The sequence below is a fragment of the Micromonospora sp. NPDC048839 genome (assembly GCF_040649915.1).
Taxonomy (GTDB): domain Bacteria; phylum Actinomycetota; class Actinomycetes; order Mycobacteriales; family Micromonosporaceae; genus Micromonospora.
This window is the reverse complement of the sequence record NZ_JBEZGL010000001.1, coordinates 350804-368767: the sequence shown is the minus strand read 5'-3', so window position 1 is coordinate 368767 and position 17964 is coordinate 350804. Positions and strand designations below refer to the sequence as shown.

14 protein-coding genes are annotated in these 17964 nt (G+C 73.1%); 9 read left to right on the top strand and 5 right to left on the bottom strand.

The window, feature by feature from the left end; genetic code table 11:
* The first annotated feature begins 13 nt into the window (after positions 1-13).
* The 7 genes from AB0C25_RS01765 to AB0C25_RS01735 all read left to right on the top strand — a co-directional run bounded on the left by AB0C25_RS01765 (position 14) and on the right by AB0C25_RS01735 (position 8405).
* Positions 14-520, top strand: coding sequence for a BlaI/MecI/CopY family transcriptional regulator (locus AB0C25_RS01765; RefSeq protein WP_357368505.1), 507 nt, complete (start codon positions 14-16; stop codon positions 518-520).
* 10 nt (positions 521-530) lie between these two features.
* Entirely contained in the window at positions 531-1436 is a 906-nt protein-coding gene (locus AB0C25_RS01760) for a M56 family metallopeptidase (RefSeq protein ID WP_357368503.1), read from the top strand.
* A gap of 321 nt (positions 1437-1757) precedes the next feature.
* The gene (locus tag AB0C25_RS01755; RefSeq protein ID WP_357368501.1) at positions 1758-3011 is read left to right on the top strand and encodes a cytochrome ubiquinol oxidase subunit I; all 1254 of its coding nucleotides are present in this window, start codon (positions 1758-1760) and stop codon (positions 3009-3011) included.
* A gap of 18 nt (positions 3012-3029) precedes the next feature.
* Positions 3030-4037 carry a cytochrome d ubiquinol oxidase subunit II gene (locus AB0C25_RS01750; RefSeq protein WP_357368499.1) on the top strand — a complete coding sequence of 336 codons (1008 nt, stop codon included), beginning with the start codon at positions 3030-3032 and terminating at the stop codon, positions 4035-4037.
* Complete coding sequence (gene cydD / locus AB0C25_RS01745) at positions 4034-5710, top strand: thiol reductant ABC exporter subunit CydD (protein WP_357368497.1); 1677 nt, start codon at positions 4034-4036, stop codon at positions 5708-5710. The genes AB0C25_RS01750 and cydD overlap by 4 nt, the downstream gene beginning before the upstream one ends.
* Positions 5707-7662 carry a thiol reductant ABC exporter subunit CydC gene (cydC, locus tag AB0C25_RS01740; protein WP_357368494.1) on the top strand — a complete coding sequence of 652 codons (1956 nt, stop codon included), beginning with the start codon at positions 5707-5709 and terminating at the stop codon, positions 7660-7662. Before cydD ends, cydC begins: the two co-directional genes overlap by 4 nt.
* Before the next feature lie 68 nt (positions 7663-7730).
* Entirely contained in the window at positions 7731-8405 is a 675-nt protein-coding gene (locus AB0C25_RS01735) for a permease prefix domain 1-containing protein (RefSeq protein WP_357368492.1), read from the top strand.
* A 167-nt stretch (positions 8406-8572) separates the two neighbouring features.
* Here AB0C25_RS01735 and AB0C25_RS01730 read toward each other — a convergent pair whose 3' ends face one another.
* On the bottom strand, positions 8573-8914 hold the full coding sequence (locus AB0C25_RS01730) for a helix-turn-helix transcriptional regulator (protein WP_357241455.1): 342 nt from the start codon (positions 8912-8914) through the stop codon (positions 8573-8575).
* A gap of 160 nt (positions 8915-9074) precedes the next feature.
* On the opposite strand from AB0C25_RS01730, the gene AB0C25_RS01725 reads away from it, so the two are divergent.
* Both AB0C25_RS01725 and AB0C25_RS01720 read left to right on the top strand, forming a co-directional pair.
* On the top strand, positions 9075-10034 hold the full coding sequence (locus tag AB0C25_RS01725) for a DNA primase (protein WP_357368489.1): 960 nt from the start codon (positions 9075-9077) through the stop codon (positions 10032-10034).
* Between the two features lie 39 nt (positions 10035-10073).
* The gene (locus AB0C25_RS01720) at positions 10074-12530 is read left to right on the top strand and encodes a transposase (RefSeq protein WP_357369026.1); all 2457 of its coding nucleotides are present in this window, start codon (positions 10074-10076) and stop codon (positions 12528-12530) included.
* A gap of 257 nt (positions 12531-12787) precedes the next feature.
* On the opposite strand, the gene AB0C25_RS01715 is transcribed toward AB0C25_RS01720, so the two are convergent.
* The 4 genes from AB0C25_RS01715 to AB0C25_RS01700 all read right to left on the bottom strand — a co-directional run bounded on the left by AB0C25_RS01715 (position 12788) and on the right by AB0C25_RS01700 (position 17877).
* On the bottom strand, positions 12788-13381 hold the full coding sequence (locus tag AB0C25_RS01715) for an ATP/GTP-binding protein (protein ID WP_007455465.1): 594 nt from the start codon (positions 13379-13381) through the stop codon (positions 12788-12790).
* A gap of 1 nt (position 13382) precedes the next feature.
* Positions 13383-13757 (bottom strand): DUF742 domain-containing protein, encoded by a 375-nt coding sequence (locus AB0C25_RS01710; protein ID WP_124820399.1) that lies wholly within the window; start codon positions 13755-13757, stop codon positions 13383-13385.
* A 98-nt stretch (positions 13758-13855) separates the two neighbouring features.
* On the bottom strand, positions 13856-14260 hold the full coding sequence (locus tag AB0C25_RS01705; RefSeq protein ID WP_030329023.1) for a roadblock/LC7 domain-containing protein: 405 nt from the start codon (positions 14258-14260) through the stop codon (positions 13856-13858).
* Positions 14257-17877, bottom strand: coding sequence for a nitrate- and nitrite sensing domain-containing protein (locus AB0C25_RS01700; RefSeq protein ID WP_357368487.1), 3621 nt, complete (start codon positions 17875-17877; stop codon positions 14257-14259). The genes AB0C25_RS01705 and AB0C25_RS01700 overlap by 4 nt, the downstream gene beginning before the upstream one ends.
* Positions 17878-17964: the final 87 nt, after the last annotated feature.

The following is a 17964-nucleotide window of genomic DNA, read 5'->3' as shown; positions in this document are numbered from 1 at the left end:
GTAGGATTGCGGTGTGACTCGGTTGGGCGATCTTGAGCGTGCGGTGATGGACGTGTTGTGGGACGTGGTCCCCGGCACGTCGGATGGTGTGACCGTGCGCGAGGTCGCCGACGCGCTCGATGGCCGTGAGCTGGCGTACACGACGGTGATGACCGTGCTGGACCGGCTCGCCGGCAAGGGCATGGTGCAGCGCGAGCGCGAAGGTCGGGCCTGGCGGTACCGGCCAGCGGCCAGCCGCGAGGCGCACATCGCCCAACTCATGCTTGACGCCCTCGACCTGGGTGGCAGCCGGGACGCCGCGCTGGTGCGCTTCGCCCGTTCGGTCACCGGCACCGAGGCCGAGGTGCTGCGCGCGGCGCTGGTCAACGAGTCCGGCCGCACCGGGCCGGACACCACCGCGGGTGGCACGGGTGTCGCCGGACCAGACGGGCCGAGCCTGGCCGGGTCGGACGCCGAGCTGACCGACCGGGTGGACGGGCCGGCGGGCCGGCGACCTGCCGGCGAGGCAGCGGAGCGGTAGGGCGAGCGCCATGGCCTACGCCGTGCACTTCGCCGCCACCATGCTGGCCTGTTATCTGACGGCTCAGGTGCTGGCCCGCTCCACCTGGACGTGGCGCAGCCCCCGAGTGGCGATCATCTGCTGGCAGGCCGTCGGGTTGGCGCTCGGCCTCTCCGCGATGGGCCTGCCGATGGCGCTCGGGCTGAGCACGTACGACCTGCCGACCGGCAGCGCACTGCTCGCCCTCGCCAACGACCTCGGACACGGCACCCTGCCAGCCGGGATGAGCACCTTCCACCTTGCCGGTGTCGGGGTGGGCTTCGGCATCGGCGCGGTGCTGGTCACCACGACCGCGCGCAGCATCCACGGCACCGTACGCGCCCAGCGTCGGCACCGGGACCTGCTCTCCCTGGTCGCCCGGGACGATCCAGCCGCGCCCGGCGCGCTGGTGCTGGACCATCCGAGTGCCGCCGCGTACTGCCTGCCCGGGGTCAAGCCGCAGGTGGTGGTCAGCGCCGGCACGCTGAGCCTGCTGGATCGGGCCGAGTTGGCCGCGGTGCTCAGTCACGAACGCGCGCACGCCCACGAGCGGCACGACCTGGTGCTGTTGCCGTTCACCGCGCTGTGCCGCGCGTTGCCGTGGTTCGCCTGGGTCCGCGACGCGCACGAGCGGGTCGCCCTCCTGGTCGAGATGCGGGCCGACGACAAGGCCCGCGAGCTGCACGCCGAGGCGCCGTTGGCGGGAGCGCTACGCCGGTTTGCCGCCGCCGGCCACCGGATCACCCCGACGGGCGCGCTGGGCATGGGCGACCGTGATCTTGACGTACGCGTCCAGCGTCTTCTGGTCAGCGACCGGCCACCTCGGGTGCTCGGCGCCACCGCCCTCGCGGTCGCCACCACGCTGGTCGCCCTCCCGATCACTCTCTTCCTGAGCTGACCCCACGCACCCCGAGCTGAAGATCGATCCAGGATCGCGCTCGATCCAGGATCGAGTGGGATCCACGACCGACGCGGCCACTACATCCTGGTTCGAGCGCGATCTTGCGGGGTCGAGCGCGGCCAGCACACCCAATAGGCGCTGAAGGCCGCAGCTCTGCCCGACCAGCCTGCCCCTCCCCCGCCTGCGCGATCATGCCGGCCAGGCAACTACTACAAGATGTCGTAGACTTCCCTACGACACCGCGTAGTAGTCAGACATGTAGAGAAACTACGTGTAGGGTGGCTACGACAAGGGAGCCAACACTACGGAGAGCCGGCCATGGACACCCTGCTCCTCGCCCGCCTGCAGTTCGCCACCACCACCTCGATCCACTTCCTGTTCGTGGTCGTCACGCTCGGGCTGGTCACCCTGCTGGTCGGGATGCAGACCGCCTGGGTGCTCACCGGCAACCCGAAGTGGGAGCGGCTGACCCGCTACTGGGGCCAGCTCTACGTGATCAATTACGTGCTCGGCATCGCCACCGGCATCGTGATGGAGTTCCAGTTCGGGCTGAACTGGAGTGGCCTGTCGCGCTACGTCGGCAACGTCTTCGGCGCGCCGCTGGCCATCGAGACGCTCGTGGCGTTCTTCCTGGAGTCCACGTTCCTCGGGATGTGGATCTTCGGCTGGCACCGGCTCCGCAAGGGTGTCCACCTCGCCCTGCTGTGGGGCGTGGCGATCACCGCGTACGCGTCGGCGTTCTGGATCATGGTGGCGAACTCCTGGTTGCAGAACCCGGTCGGCTACGAGGTACGCGACGGGATCGCCCACCTCACCGACTTCGGCGCGCTCCTCACCAACCCCACCCTCGGCATGGCGTTCGGGCACGTGGTGTCCGCCGCGTTGCTGATCGGCGGGATGCTGATGGCGGCGGTCAGCGCGTGGCACCTGATCCGGCGTACCCCGGACTTCGCGTTCTTCCGCACGTCGCTGCGGATCGGGCTGGTCGCCTCGGCGTTGGCGATCAGCCTGGTGCAGGGCTTCGGTTTCGCCCAGTTCGGCGCGGTCGGCAGCGTGCAGCCGACCAAGTTCGGCGGCAACGGGCCGGAGGCCCAGGCGCAGATCACCGAGTGGACCGCCCGGTTCGGCCCCGGCGACTACACCCCACCGGCGCTGGCCAGCGTCGGGCTCGGCTTCATGATCCTGACCGGACTCACGCTCGGCTGTCTCTGGTTGCTGCTGCCCCTGCTCTTCCGCGACTGGATCGTCCGGCTGCGCTTCCCGCTCTGGCTGATCCTGCTGGCCCTGCCGCTGCCGTTCGTCGCGGTGATCCTCGGCTGGATCTCCCGGGAGGTCGGCCGGCAGCCCTGGGTGGCGTACGGGCTGCTCCCCACCGACCAGGCGGTCTCCCCGGTCGGCGCCCCGGTGATGCTGGCCTCGCTCGTCGGCTTCAGCCTGCTGCTGGGTGCCCTCGCCGTCACCAACTGGGTGTTGCTCGCCCGGTACGCGAAACGCGGCGCGGTCGACCCGGCGCTCGGCCGCCCGCCGCTGCCGCCCGGCGAGCCGGCCTGTCCCGAACCCGCACTCGTCTGAGGATCTGAGGAGAAGACCGTGGACCTCGCCTGGTACGCCCTGCTCGGCCTCTTCTTCGCCAGCTACCTGGTGCTCGCCGGCTACGACTACGGCGTCGGACTGCTGCTCGCGCGGGGCGGAAGCCCGGCCCGGCGGCGGGCCTCGCTCACCGCGCTCGGCCCGTTCTTCCTCGGCAACGAGGTGTGGCTGGTGGCCGCCGTCGGCATCCTGTTCGGCGCGTTTCCGGTGCTGGAGGGTGAGCTGCTCGCCGGCTGCTATCCGGCCGTCGCCGGCGCCCTGGTCGGCGTCATCCTGGTCACCGCCGGCGTGCAACTGCGCAGCCGGCACGCCGACGAGCGGATCCGCGCCCGCTGGGACCGCATCGTGACGACCGGCAGCGCACTCGCCGCACTGGGCTGGGGTGTGGTGCTCGCCGCGCTGCTCCAGGGCGTACCCCGTCAGGCCGACGGACACGTCGCCGGGGTGTCACACCTCGCCACCCCGTTCGCGGCCGCCGCCGGGCTGGCCATGGTCGCCCTGGTCGCGGTGCACGGTGCGACATTCCTCACCCTGCGACTGCCGGCCGCCGAGGCCGCCGTGGTCGGCCGCACGGCCCGCCGGCTGGTGCCGGTGGCACTCACCGCGGTCGCGCTGGCCACCGTCGTGGGCCTGCTCTCCGCCCGGGTACGCGACGCGGTCCAGCGGCCGACGATGGCCGTACTCCTGCCGGTGCTCCTCGTGGCGGCGCTGCTGGCGGCCCGCGCGGCGCTGGCGCGGCGGCGGCCGGGGTGGGCTCTGGTCGCCTCCGGCGCGGCCCTGGCGCTGCCGGTGGCGCTGGTCGGCGCAGCCCTCTGGCCCTATGTGCTGGTGTCCACGACCGACCCGGGCGCCTCGCTGACGGTGGCCGACGCGGCCGCCAGCGCACCGACACTGCGGCTGCTGGGCTGGGTGGCGCTGCCGCTACTTCCGGCCCTACTAGGCTTCCAGGCGATGTGCTGGTGGGTTTTCCGAGGACGGACCGACGGTAGGGCACCGGTGTACTGGTGAACCGCCGTCCGTTCGACCCGCGTCTGCTGCGCCGGGTCCCCGCGGCCCGGCGCGATCTTGCCGTGCTCGCGCTGCTGGGTGTGCTCGCCGCCGGGTTGATCGTGGCGCAGGCCACCGCGCTCGCGTCGGTGCTGGCCACCGCCATCGACGGTCGGCTGGACCGGCAGGCGTTGGCCGGCTTCGTGATCGCGGTCGCCGCCCGCTCGGCGCTGGTCTGGGCCCAGGGCACGGTCTCCGCGCGAGTGGCCGCCACGGTCAAGGCCGCGCTGCGGGCCGACCTGCTCGGCGCGGTGGGCCGGCACGGCCCCGGCTGGGTGGCGGGGCAGCGGGCCGGTCAGCTCGCCACCCTGGCCGGGCGCGGGTTGGACGCGCTGGACGCCTACTTCACCGGGTACCTGCCGCAGCTGGTGCTCAGTGTGACGGTGCCGCTGGCGGTGCTGGCCCGGGTCGTCTTCGCCGACTGGAGCTCGGCGGTGATCATCGCGCTGACCCTGCCGCTGATCCCGGTCTTCGGCGCACTGCTCGGCTGGCAGGCGCAGGCCGCCACCGAACGGCAGTGGCGGCGGCTGTCCCTGCTCGGCGGCCACTTCCTGGACATGGTCGCCGGGCTGCCCACGCTGCGCGCGTTCGGGCGCGCCCGAGCACAGACCGACGTGGTGCGCCGGATGGCCGACGGACACCGCGTCGCCACCATGAAGACGCTGCGGATCGCGTTCCTCTCCGCGCTGGTGCTGGAACTGGTCGCCACCCTCTCGGTGGCACTTGTCGCGGTGCCGGTCGGCATCCGGTTGCTCGGCGGCGGGCTCGCCCTCCAGACCGCGCTGCTGGTGTTGCTGCTGACGCCGGAGGCGTACCTGCCGCTGCGGTCCGCCGGCAGCCGCTTCCACGCCAGCATGGAAGGGCTCGCCGCGCTGGACGAGGCGCTGACCATCTCGGCCGCGCCCGCCGCACCCCGCGCCGCCGAGGGCGCCACCACCCCGGACGCGCGAGGTGAGATCCGGTTCGAGGCGGTGACCGTGGCGTACGAGCGGACCACCGCGCTGCGGGACGTGACCCTGACCATCCGGCCCGGCGAACGGATCGCCATCATCGGACCCAGCGGCGCCGGCAAGAGCACCCTGCTCGGTCTGCTGCTCGGCTTCGTGACCCCGACCAGCGGCCGGGTCACCGTGGACGGAGTCGACCTCGCCACCGCCGACCCGGACGCCTGGCGCAGGCAGCTCGCCTGGGTACCGCAGCGGGCACATCTCTTCGCCGCCTCGCTGGCCGACAACATCCGGCTCGGCGCACCGGACACCCCGCCCAACGCACTGGCCGCGGCGGTGCGCGACGCCGCCCTGGACGAGGTGGTGATCGGCCTGCCGGACGGCCTGGACACCCTGCTCGGCGAACGCGGCCACGGGCTTTCCAGCGGGCAGCGGCAGCGGGTCGCCCTGGCGCGGGCCTTCCTGCGCGCCGCACCTGTGGTGCTGCTCGACGAACCCACCGCCAGGCTGGACACGGCCGCCGAGGCGGTGGTGCTCGACGCCACCCGCCGTCTGGTCGCCGGGCGGACCGCGCTGCTTGTCGCACACCGACCGGCGCTGCTCGCCGACGCCGACCGGATCCTGCGCGTCGAGGACGGCCAGGTCACCGAGTTGACACCCGAGCCGACCGGAAAGGCGCCCCGATGAGCGCGGCACCCGGGCCGGACCCGACAGACACGACGCCCGCCGTCGACCCGACGCCGCTCGTGCCGGGCGACGCCGACACCGCGCCGCTCGTGCCGGGCACCGCCGACACCGCGCCGCTCGTGCCGGGCACCGCCGACACCGCGCCGCTCGTGCCGGGCACCGCCGACACCGCGCCGCTCGTGCCGGGCACCGCCGACACCGCGCCGGGCGGGCGGGTCGCCGCCGAGCGGGCCGTCTTGCGGTTGGCCCGGCCGTACCTGGGCCGCCTGGTCGGCGCCGGGCTGCTCGCGGCGGCCACCGAGTTCGCCGGGCTGGCCCTGATGGCCACGGCCACCTGGCTGTTGATGAGCGCCGCCGGTCAACCCCCGCTGGACCGGCTCACCGTGGCGATCGTCGCGGTCCGGGCGCTGGCGATCAGTCGGGGCGCGTTGCGCTACACCGAACGGCTCGCCGGGCACGACGCGGTACTCCGCATGATCACCGACGTCCGGGCACAGGTCTTCGCCACCCTCGCGGCCCGCCGCAGCGCCGTACACCGATCGGGAGACGTGCTGAGCCGGCTCGTCTCCGACGTCGAGGCGGTCCAGGATCTGCTGCTGCGGGTGTTGGTCCCGGGCTCGGCGGCGGCCCTGGTCGGTGTGCTGGCGGTCGCCGGGGCCGCGTTGATCTCGCCCCCGGCCGCCGGAGCGCTCGCCGTCGGCCTGCTGATCGCCGGCGTGGCGCTGCCCGTGCTGGCCACCGCGGTCACCCGCCGCAGCGCCGCCGAGGTGGCCCCGCTGCGCGGCGCACTGGCCACCGACGCGATCGACCTCACCCACGGCGCTGCCGACCTGGCCGCGTTCGGGGCCACCGACGGTGCGCTGCACGCCGCCGAGGAGCGCGCCGGTCGGCTGGCCCGACTGGAACGCCGGCTGGCCGCCGCCGGGTTCGCCGTGGACGCGGCCGGGGTGCTGACCGCCGGCTTGACCGCCGCGGCGGTGGTGCTGGCCGCGCTGGCCGCCGACGTGCCCGGGGTGCTGGTGGGCGTCCTCGCCGTCGGCGCGCTGGCCGCCGTCGAGGTGACCCTGGCGCTGGTCGCGGCGGCCCGACAGTGGACACAGCTGCGGCCCGGCCTGGCGCGGGTGGCCACTCTGCTCGACGCCGGCCCGCCGACTCGACCGGCCACCGACGGCAGCACCGACCTGACCGGCCCATTCGAGCTGCGCTTCGACGACGTGACCGTGCGGTACCGGGCCGGCGCGGCACCCGCCCTGGACGGCATCAGCCTGGACCTGCCAGCCGGGCGGAGGATCGCGGTGGTCGGCCCGAGCGGGGCCGGCAAGAGCACCCTGGCCGCCGTACTGACCGGCACCGTCCGGCCGGTGTCCGGCCGGGTCACGCTGAACGGTCGGGACCTGTCGGCGTACGCCGAGGAGGCTCTGCCCCGCGCGGTCGGCGGGCTACTCGCCGAGGCGTACGTCTTCCATGCCACGGTGCGGGAGAACCTGCTGCTCGGGCGGGCCGGGGCCGGCGAGGAGGAGCTGACCGCGGCCACCGCGGCGGCCAGCCTGCTCGACTGGGTACGCGCCCAGCCGGCAGGTTGGGACACGCTCGTCGGCGAGGAGGGCGGGCAGCTCTCCGGCGGCCAGCGGCAGCGGCTCGCGCTCGCTCGGGCGCTGCTCGCCGCGCCGCCGGTGCTGGTGCTCGACGAGCCCACCGAGGGGCTGGACCCTTCCGCCGCGGACGCGGTGCTCGCATCCGCGCTCGCCGCCACCCCCGCCGGGCACTCGGTGCTGCTGATCACCCACCGGCTCAGCGGGCTCGCCGAGCTGGACGAGGTCGTCGTCCTCGACGGCGGTCGGGTGATCCAGCGCGGTCGGCACGCCGAACTGGTCGCCACCGACGGCTGGTACCGGGACCAGTGGCTGCTCCAGGCGGCGGCCGAACGGGGTTACCTGGCGCTCACGCCCTGACCGGGTTCGGGGACGGACCAGGGTTCTCCCCGACGTCGAGGCTCCGGAGTCCGTGGCAGGGTGGTGGCATGCCGCGCTGTGAGGATGTGTCTGTCGACGAGCACCTGCGGGATCTGGCCGCCCGGTTACAGGGGCCCGCGCGACTCAAGTCCGACCTGCTGACCGAGGCCCGGCACGGGCTGTTGGACGCCGTCGAAGCGTACGAGGAGAGCGGTGTGCCGCCCACGGAGGCGCAGCGCCGCGCGGTGGTCGAGTTCGGCTCACCGGCGCAACTGCTGCCCTCCTGGCAGGCCGAGCTGGCGGTGGGCGCGCTGCGGGGCCTCTCGCTGCGGATGCTGGCCGTCGCCGGGGTGGGGGTGGCCGCCGGCGACCTGACCTGGCGTGGAGCGAGCTGGAGCGACGGCCCTCGCCCGCCGGCCGGTTACCTGCTGCTCTCCAACTCGGTCGACTGGATCTGGATGAGCACGCTGCTGCTCTCGGTGGCCGGTCTGCTGGTGGTCGCGGCGAGCGCCCGCTCGGCACGACCGGGCCTGCTCGTGGCGCAACGCGCGGTGGGCGCCGGCCTGACCGGCCTGCTGGCCCTCGCCATGGTGGCCGGCTGCGCCCTCTTCGCCTGGTCCCTCAGCCTCTGGGACGCGGCGCTGAGCTGGCCACCGATGATCATCGGCGCGGTGTTGGTGGGCGCTGCGTACTTCTCGCTGACCCGCGCGACGCGCGGCTGGCTGCTGGCCGTCGCCCGCTGATACCCGGCGCTGCTGTACCCCACACGCTGGCCAGGCCCGCTCAGCCTGCGCCGGCCACGCCCCTCGCCCGCGTCGGGCGCGGCCCCGCCGGTCGACGCCAGCTCGACGGCCCGCTCTCGCCCGCTTCGGGCGCGGCCCGGCCGGTCGACGCCAGCTCGACGGCCCGGTCAGGCGGGGGTGACGGGTGGGCCGCCGGGATCGAGGAACCTGCCGACGGTCAGTTGGAACTCGTGCCAACCGGCGCGCTCTCCGGCCAGCGCCCGGCGGCCGGAGTCGGTGAGCTGGTACGTCCGCCGTTCCCGACCGTTGACCGTGCTCCAGGTGCTCGCCACGTGCCCCGCGCGTTCCAGCCGACGCAGCGCGGGATAGATCGTGCCGGTGGGCAGATCCAGGCTGCCATCACTGCGCTCACGCAGCGCCTCGATGATCGCGTAGCCGTGCTGCTCGCCCTGCTCCAGCACGGCGAGCAGCAGAGCGTCGAGATGGCCGTGCAACGACTGGGCCTTCATACGTAGCTACGCTACTTGTCGATCGGCCCGTTCGCCAGCGACAGGCGCCAGCAGGTCGAACCCGTGCGCCAGCCGGCCACCGGGGTGCGGGCATCGGTCACCCAGGGCCGCCGACTAGGGTATGTGCCCAGAGTCACTCGTCGGACAGAGACCCCGGCGGGTGGGCAACCCGAAGCACACGGAGGTCAGCGTGGCCCGCCAGTCGCCCCAACGGCCCGACGCCGACGAGCCCGAGCTCGACGACACCACCAGCGCGGCCGAGCCAGATGAGGCCGAGGAGACCGACCGCCCGTCGGCTTCGGTCGACCGGTCGCTCTGGGACGAGCTGCGCATCGATCCGGTGGAGATCGCCCTGCCCGCCGGCACCGGCTTCACGCTGCGGGCGTACCGGCCGGCCAGCTCGCTGACCCCGACCGACGTGACCGAACGCGACCAGGACGACCCGTTCCTGGCCCGCCGCCAGGTCGTCGAGGAGGAGGACGACGAGACCGTCGTCATCCTCGACGAGGAGCTGGCCGACGAGTTCGCCGACAGCGACGAGGACGAGTCGACGCGCCGCCGCGACGCCACCACGGCCAAGGCCGAGGACGAGACGGAAGAGGCCGACGCGGACGAGGCCGACGACGAGGACGACGAGGAGGTGCCGGTCTTCCTCAGCAACCGGGGCAAGCTGCTGCTGTTCAAGACCCCCGAGTCGTTGGTCAGTTTCATCCGGTCCGGCGCTCCCAATGATCTGTCCCAACTGGACAGCTGGAATGAATTGGCCGAACGGGTGGAGCCGGCCGACGTCGCGCCACTCGACGAGGACACCTACGAACTCGACCTGGTCGTGGAGAACCTGCGCGGCGGTCACGACACCTGGGATTCGACCCTGCTGATCGAGGCCGGCGAGATCGCACGTGACATCTCGTACGCATTGCGGCTGCCTGCGGTCCTGGACATGCTCTCCGCCGGTTCCAGCCTCGACGACCTGGACGAGGCGCTGCGGGCCACCGCCAACGGTGGGATCGGCGCCTTCATGGGTCGGCGGCGGTTGAAGAAGATCGGCGCGCAGACCGCGAGTTTGGGTTGGCGCACCATTGTCGGCAAGATCTCTGCGGTGGTGGACTGGCGCGACTGACCCGTACCGGGGAGCATCAGTTGCTGGCAGAGGAAAGACCTGTCCCGGGAGGAGGACGACGCCGTGGCGCTCGTGCGCGTTTACTGCGGTCTGGCCTCGGCGGATCCGGCTGACCGACCGGCCTCCGCCGGTTCGACGCTGACGTCCGCTGTGGTCGACGACGCAGGCCGTCTGCTGCATGTCTGCGAGATCAGCGACGACGCCGCTGGCTACGCCCAGCTCGTCGCGCTGCTCGTGGAGCGGTCAGGCGGGCCGAGCGGTGCGGCCATCGCCGCCGACAGCGACGACCACACGGTCACCTCGCTGCTGAGCGCGGCGGGTCGACCTTTGGCCATCGCCGACGACGACTCGGTGGACGACTTCGCCGAGCGGTTCGCCGACGACGACTCGTTGGAGGAGATGCAGTCGCCTCCGGCCGAACGACGGGCCGTCGGCCTGGCCCGCGCGTTGCAGGCTGGCGCGCTCTCCGCGGTCACCCTGCCGGCGCCCCGGGACCTCGCCGGCTACAAGCAGGTGCTCGCCGCGCACGCCGCCCTGGCCAGCGGTCGACACTCCGCCGCCGTGGCGCTGCGTGAGGTGCTGCGTGAGCTCTACCCGGCGGCCCTGCGGGCGTACCCGGATCCGGCGGAGCCGGTCTCGCTGGCGGTGCTGGACGCGCTGCCCGAGCCGGGCATGCTCGGCGGCACCGTCGCCCGTGGCCGCGAGGTGTCGGTCGCGGCGGATGCGATCGCCGCGCACCTCGCCGCCGACGGGGTCGCCGACGCTGAGGAGATCAACGAGGCGGTCACCGCACTGCGGGTCGCCATCTCCGAGACGCCGCGCCGCGCCGCGGTCAACCGGGCGCTCACGTCCGCGGTGGCCGAGACGGTCCGCCAGGCCGTCGCCGCCGTGCGGGCCTGTGACGCAGGCTGTGAGGCGCTGGTGAGCGCCCTCGGCTCCCGGGTCAGCACGCCCGCCCAGGCACCTGGTCGCCGTGCCGCTGCCCGTCGCGGCGAGTCGGTCGGTGAGTTGACCGGCCTGGCTGGCAACAACGCGGGGCTGACCGGCCTGGCCGGCACCGGCGCCGGTCTGCGGTCGGTCCGACCCACCCCGCCCGCGGTCGAGCCCGCGCCCGCCGTCGGGCGGCGCAGCCGCCCCGAGCCGATGCCCGGTAACGCGCCACTGGCGTCCCCCCGTCCACTCGGGCCACCGCCGGTCGCCCCACCGCCGGTCACGCCTCCGCCGGTGGCACCCGCACCGATGGCACCGGCAGCGATGGCCGGTCCGCCGACGCCCACGCTGCCCGGGCGCACCGAGCAGAGTCCCAACCGGATCGACGGTCCGACCAACCGACCGGTCTCGTCTCCGCCTCCCCCGCCGCCCGGGATCACCCCGATCGCACCCGCGCAGCGGGGCCTGGTGCCCCCGGCAGAAGCCGGTGAGCCGTTCCGGCCGACGCTGACCACGGCCGCGATCAACCACGCGCGCGCGGAACGGCAGCGTACGGTCATCCCGCCCCGTCCGAAGACCAACGGCGAGCCCCGGCCGAGCCACCTGCAACGCCCGGTCGACGAGCCACCGACAGGCGGGTTCAGCGCCACCGATCTCAGCATTCCGGTGCCGACCCCCCGGCCTGGTCAGGAGTCGGCGCCGCCCGGCTCCCGCGCCAACTGGCCGCTCGTCAACAACCCGGAGGACCCGGCCGACAGTTCGCCGAAGAACCCGGCGGCCTACTCCTACGGCGGCGGCCGCGGCATCGACGCTCCCACCGACCCGGGTCGCGCCGACGGTCGGGTCACCCCGCCCTGGTTGGCGGACGACCTGCCTCAGGAGCCCCCCATGCTGCGGCTGGTGGAGCCGCCGCCGCTCGCTGACCGGGCGCTGCGCGAGGGGCTCAACCCGCCTGCGGACCCGCACCTGGAGACGCCGCCGCTGCGGTTGGTCGACCGGGAGCAGGCCGCTCGCAACAGCCGGGCAGCCGCACGCGCTGCCGAACACCGGCCGCCACCCCCGGTGGAGCACCGGCCGCCGCCGCTGGAGCACCGTCCGCCCCCGGTCGAGCACCGGCCACCACCGGTCGCTGACGAGGGCGACGGCGACCTGCTGATCTTCGCGCAGGCCAAGTCGGCCTGGTTCGTGGGGCAGGCCGAGGAGACCGACCTGGACTGGTCGACAATGGCCGACACCGGGTGGCAGGCCGCCGAGCAGGCAGCTCGCCCCGCGGTGGGTGCCGAGACCAATGCCGGGCTGCCCAAGCGCGTGCCACAGGCCAATCTGGTCCCTGGTTCGCCGCTGCGGGAGGAGCGCCCATTGCGGATAGTGCGTGATGCGGCGAGCCTCGCGGAGAACACCACGGGCTACTTCCGTGGTTGGCGTCGAGGGCAGGAGATCGGCGGTTTCGCGGTAGGCGGTCGGCCGGGCCGCGAGGCAGCCGGCGGCTGGGATTTCAGCCGCGACCACGGCGACCGCGACGACGACCGGGAGTACGAGTACCGCTCCGCCGGCTACCAGTCCTGACCGTCGGCACTCTTCCACCACACGCGTATCGCGCCCCCAGTCGGTGGACTGGGGGCGCGATCGCGTCGGCGTGACGGGCCGGTCGACACGAAAACGCCGCCCCTCGAAGACCGCGGCAGAGACACGCCCCGGAGCGAGGCGGACATCTTCCAGATCTCAGGAGGGCGGCGTGCGGTGCCCGCCGGCAGGAGCAGCACGACGGGCAGGGCGAAACGCCCGGTGGCGGCCGGAGCCACCACCGGGCCTGCGGTGCCCGATCAGGCCGGGGCCACCGCGCGCGTACGGCGCATGGTGAGCACGTACTCGACGAGCGAGATGAGCACGTGCTTCGTCGACTCCCGGTTACGGGCGTCGCACGCCACCACCGGCACGTCGCTCGAGATCGCCAAGGCGTCCCGAACGTCCTGCGGGTCGTGGTACTGCATCCCGTCGAAGCAGTTGATCGCCACCAGGTACGGGAGGCGTCGGTGCTCGAAGAAGTCGATCGCCGCGAAGCAGTCGGCCAGCCGGCGAGTGTCCACCAGCACGACCGCACCGATGGCACCCCGGACCAGTTCGTCCCACATGAACCAGAACCGGGTCTGACCCGGCGTACCGAACAGGTACAAAATCAGGTCACGGTCGATCGAGATCCGGCCGAAGTCCATAGCCACCGTGGTCGTCGTCTTGCCCGGCACCTGCCGGGTGTCGTCGACGCCCACGCCGGCGGAGGTCATGATGGCCTCGGTGGTCAGCGGCGTGATCTCCGAGACCGAGCCGACCAGCGTCGTCTTGCCGACGCCGAATCCACCGGCGATAACGATCTTCGCCGACGTCACGCGCCCACTCGGGTTCGGTGGGCGGTGCGACATGTCAGAGCCTGCGAAGTCCACTCAGCACCCTCTCCAGCAGTTCAGTGCCCACCGCGTCGTCGGAGTCGTCCAAAATGGTCGGCTCGTGGACCGCGACCAGGCCGTCCGTCGCCATGTCGGCGATGAGCACCCGGGCCACACCGAGCGGGAGCTGCATCCGCGCCGCGATCTCCGCGAGCGATTGCACACGACCGTCACACAGCGCGGCGATGTACTGGTGTTCGCGGCCACCACCGTTGCCATTGGCAGCGGTGCGGCCGCGCACCGTCGTCTCGACGAGCGCCTCCAGCGCGATGTCGAGCCGGGGACGGGTACGACCGCGGGTCACGGCGTATGGACGGACCAACGCTCCGGTTGGTTCGTCACGATCGGCCATCTCGCCGCTCACCTCCCTCGTACCCGATTCCGGCTCCCACCGGTGAAACCCGTCGTTGTCGTCGTTGCAGTCGTGCCGACCTCACGATCGGCGAGGCGTCAGCCCAGCATGCCCGCAGCCGCACGCGGCTGCGGGGTCAGCGCGTCGCCCACCCGGTCGACGAGCAGCGCCATCTCGTAGCCGACCTGGCCCACGTCGGAGCTGCGGGCGGCCAGCACGGCGAAGGACGATCCGTCCGAGATGGACATCAGGAACAGGAAGCCATTGTCCATCTCCACGACGGTCTGCAACACCGCCCCTCCCTCGAAGCAGCGGGCTGCACCCTGGGTCAGGCTGACCAGACCCGATGAGATCGCGGCAAGCTGATCCGCCCGGTCGCGCGGCAGATCCCGTGACGACGCGAGGAGTAGGCCGTCCGCCGAGACGGCGACCGCATGCGCGACGCCGGGCACCCGGTCGGCGAAGTTGGCCAGCAGCCAACCAAGATCCTGCGTAGTTGTCATCCTTCTTGCTCCTTCTGCCCGCTCCCGGCCACCGGGCCTGAGCCAGACTGCGAGGATTGCCCTCCCGGAGTCGCCTCCGGGCTGGTCGGGTTGTCCGAGGTGCTACGCCCTCGCTGCACGCCCCGGTGGTAGGCGGAGAGCAGTCCACGGACCGCCTCCGGGGAACGGCGCTGGACCGAGGTGGCGGGCTTCTCCACCGCACCCGGCACGAGCTGCGCCATCGGCTTGCGCTTCGGCAGACCGGTAGTGGTGGTCTCGCTCACCGGCGCCGCGCCGGCCGCTGCCGAGGCGGCACGCCAGCCATCGTCAGCTGCGGTCTGCCAGCCGTTGCTCTGCGGTTGGGGCCGGCGGTTCGGCAGGCTCTCAGCGAGGCTGGGGCGGGTGCCCTCGCTCGCCGTGGAGCCGTTGTCCCGCGGCGCTCCTCCGGCCATCGGAGTGTCTGCCATCGGTGTGTTACCTGTCGTCCCGGGTGGTGTCTTGTGGACTGTCCGACCGGTGGCCTCGACCGTGGCGAACTGCTGGGTCGCCGTGTCGCCGTTCGTGCTGGGCTGGGCGCCAGCCGCGGACTCCTCCGAGCCCGGACGACGGGTACGGAACCAGGCCGACTCCAGCTCCCGGAAGATCGGCAGCTCCATCGTCTCGTCCGCGTACCGCTGCCGGTTCTGCGCCTGCGGTTGCTGCGGCGCCGGCCGGGTCTGCGGCGCCGGCGCCGGTGCTGGCGCCGGTACCGGCGGCTGGGATGCGGCGGCCGGCTGCTCGCCGGGTCGCGGCACCCGCGGCAGCTCCGTCGTCATGTCCAGAGCGGCGGCGAACCGCTCGGGCACCGGCGGGGTCACCGCGTCCCGGTCGCCGCCCGGAACCGGCGGCCAGGCCGGCGGTGCGGGGGCGCTGGGCGCCTGCGCCGGTGGCGCGGATCGGGGTGCGAACCCGCTGAACGACTGGCTGGAGGCGGGAGGCACCGAGAACGGCTGACCCGGGTACGGCTGACCGGAGGCCGGCGACGCCGACACCGGTGACGCCGACACCGGCGGACCGCCGTACGGCTGACCGGAGGCCGGGGCGGCGGACACCGGCGGACCGCCGTACGGCGCGCCCGAGTACGGCTGCCCCGAGTACGGCTGGCCCGAGGCCGGCGAGGCGGAGACCGGCGCGCCGGGGTAGGGCTGGGCCGAGACCGGCGGCGCCGAGTACGGGTGCGTCTCGGGGCTGCTCGGCAACTGCCGGGGAATTGACGGCTGCTGGCCGGTGGACGGGGTGTCGTCCCCGGAGCGGCGCTGCGGCAGCGGATCGATCGGCTGGCCGTTGGCCGGCCGCGGGGTGAAGCCGTCGCCGGCCGGCCGCGGGGTGAACCCGTCGCCGCCGTTGACGCCGTTCGTCCCGGCCGCACCGGTCAGATCCGACCAGGCCGGCATCGAACCGTACGCACCGGTGTTGGCGGGGACGCCGGCACCGTTTCGCGTCGCGGGTTCGAACGGACGACCGCCGAGGGTGACCTGGTTGCCGGACTCGCTGGAGCGCGGGTGGTTGCCCAGCGCGGGCAGCGCGCCGAAGACCGGCGCCGACCCACCCTGCTGGGGGCCGCCAGCTGCGGGCAGGGCCGGCGGCTGCTGCACCCGGCCGGAGAGCGCCCGGGGCACCAGCACCGAGGTGGGCAGGGTCACGTCGGCGACCGTGCCGCGGTCGGAGCCGGGGCGCAGTTCGACCCGGACACCGTGCCGGGACGCCAGCCGGGCGACCACGACGAGGCCCATCATCCGGGACACCGCCACGTCCACCTGCGGCGGCGTCGCGAGCCGCTCGTTGAGGTCCTGCAACTGCTCGGCGCTGATGCCGATGCCGCGGTCCTCGACGTAGAGGGAGGAGCGGTCGCCGACCCGGCGGGCCTCGACCATCACCTGCGAGTCGGGCGGCGAGAACGCGGTGGCGTTGTCGAACAGCTCGGCGACGAGGTGCACCAGGTCGTTGACCGCGTGCGCGGCGACCTCGATGTCGCGGTCGATGACACCGAACTCGATGCGGGTGTAGTGCTCGACCTCGGACTGCGCGGCGCGCAGCACGTCGATGAGCGCGGCCGGCTCCCGCTGGACGCGGGTGGAGTCGGCGCCGGCGAGCACCAGCAGGTTCTCGTCGTTGCGGCGCATCCGGGTGGCGAGGTGGTCGAGCTGGAACAACTCGGCCAGCCGGTCCGGGTCCTCCTCGCCGCGTTCCAGCCGGTCGAGGTGCCCGATGAGGCGGTCGACGAGGATCTGTGAACGGCGGGCCAGGTTGACGAACATGGTCGCGACGGAGGCACGCAGCGCGGCCTGCTCGGCGGCCGTACGGACGGCTTCCAGGTGGACCGCGTTGAACGCCTCGGTTACCTGGCCGAACTCGTCCTTGCTGCGGACCGGCAGCGGCTCGGCGATCTGGTTGGCCAGCTGCACCGGGGAGAGTTGGCCGACGACCTGCGGGTCGCGCAGTCGGGCCACCGCCTGGGGCAGGCCGTACTGGGCGACGGACAGGGCACCCTGCCGCAGCTCACGCAGCGAGCGGGCCATCGAGCGGGCGACCAGGTACGCGAAGAGGATGGCCAGCAGCAGCATGCTGAGCAGCAGGCCGGTCTCCACGAACACCTGGCGCTGGACGTCGGAGCGGAGGGTGTCGGCCTCGGTGACCACTTCGCCGTCGAGCTTCCTCTCGACGGCGCGGATCAGCTTGGCGTTGGCCGTCATGGCGGCCTCCCACTGGTCCGGGCCGAACGGCGCACCGCGCATGTCGCCGGTGGTGTTGCCGTCGATCCAGCCCGTGTAGTTCTGGGCCTCCCGACGGTCGCCGCCCGCGACCGTCTGGTCGTGGAACTTCGCGTCCTCCGGGGTGGCGACGGCCTTGAAGCTCTGCAGCGCCTGCTGCTGGCCGGTGCCGCTGGCGATGTAGTCGGTGCGCAGCGCGGGGGTCAGGCGCTGACCACCCTTGACGCCCAGCGCGCGGTGCACCACGACCCGGCGTGCGGCGAGGAACTCCTTCTCCCGGGCGACCGCCGCGGCGGCGCGCATCCGGTCGCTCAGGTCGTTGTCACCGGCGAGTTGCGTGGCCGAGTCGCGGATGGCGAGCAGGTCGCTGATCAGACCCTCGTACGCCTGGACGGTCTCGGTGAGCGCGAGTTTGCCGTTGAACACCTGACTGCGGACGCCGGACAGGTCCTGGAGGTTCTGGTCGATGCCGTCGAGCAGCGTCTCGAGGCTGCCCGGCAGGTCCTCGACCTCGGCGCGTTGCTGCCGGTAGGGGCCAGCCTCCTGGTCCACCCGGGAGTTCACCCGGTTGTAGGCCTCCTGGTACTGCGCCGTCGGCTGCGTTCCGTCGGCAGCCAGCAGCAGCACGGCGGCGGTCCGCTCATCCTGCAAAGCGTCGACCAGGTCACCTGAATAACTCGACAGGTTGGCCAGGTCGCCAGCTCGGTTGGCATTGTTGAGCGTCTCCACGTGGTCGACAAGACCACTGGTGCCCACCACGACCGTGGCGATGGTCGGCACGATCATGATGAGACCGAGCTTGGACCAGATCGGCATGTCCCGGAGCCGGCTGGCCGGCCGGCGCAGCCGCGACAGGAAGGAGCCCGCCGTCTTTGGCCGTTTGCTCACGTCACCGCCCTCGCGATTACAGCTTGAACGCGTTGCCTCCGGGCAACGCCCAGCGACCGACCCGGCGGGTCGGACCCCCGAGATTCC